1 protein-coding gene is annotated in these 984 nt (G+C 35.1%); it reads left to right on the top strand.

The features are described 5' to 3' along the window. Positions 1-68 precede the first annotated feature (68 nt). Complete coding sequence (locus tag ACODS7_RS32215; protein WP_098138496.1) at positions 69-908, top strand: aldo/keto reductase; 840 nt, start codon at positions 69-71, stop codon at positions 906-908. Positions 909-984: the final 76 nt, after the last annotated feature.

Genomic DNA, 984 nt, shown 5'->3' with positions numbered 1-984 from the left:
CTCTACAGTACATATGAAGTTTGGGATCTTAATTCAAGTCTTTTCACAGAAAAAGGAGCGAAAATAAAATGAAAAACTTACAAAGTAAAACAGTATTAAATAATGGTGTAGAAATGCCTTGGTTCGGTTTAGGTGTATTTAAAGTAGAAGAAGGACCAGAACTTGTAGAAGCGATTAAATCAGCAATTAAAGCAGGATACCGCAGCATCGATACAGCTGCAATTTACGGAAATGAAAAAGCTGTAGGTGAAGGAATCCGTGCAGGTATTGAAGCGACTGGTATTTCAAGAGAAGAATTATTTATTACTTCAAAAGTATGGAACGCAGATCAAGGGTACGAAGAAACAATTGCTGCATACGAAGAGAGCTTAAAGAAATTAGAATTAGATTATTTAGACCTATATCTTGTTCACTGGCCTGTAGAAGGAAAATATAAAGATACGTGGAGAGCACTAGAAACACTTTATAAAGAAGATCGCGTACGTGCAATTGGCGTAAGTAACTTCCAAATTCATCACTTACAAGATGTAATGAAAGATGCAGAAATTAAGCCAATGATTAACCAAGTAGAATACCACCCTCGTTTAACACAAAAAGAATTACAAGCTTTCTGTAAAGAACAAGGTATTCAAATGGAAGCATGGTCACCACTTATGCAAGGTCAATTATTAGATAATGAAACATTACAAGCAATTGCTGAGAAACACGGTAAAACAACAGCACAAGTAATTTTACGTTGGGATCTTCAAAACGGAGTAATTACAATTCCGAAATCAACGAAAGAACACCGCATTATTGCAAATGCTGATGTATTTAACTTTGAATTAACAAAAGAAGACATGGAAAAAATCGATGCGTTAAACCAAAATCACCGCGTTGGTCCAGATCCTGATAACTTCGATTTCTAAGATTAAAGTAAGAAAGAAAAAAGAGTGTTGGGAAACCCTTTAGGGGTTCCCAACATTCTGGAATCATTTTGATTTT

This window comes from Bacillus sp. FG16 (assembly GCF_057809515.1).
Note: the sequence above shows the minus strand (reverse complement) of the source record. Positions and strands in the feature narration are given on the sequence as shown.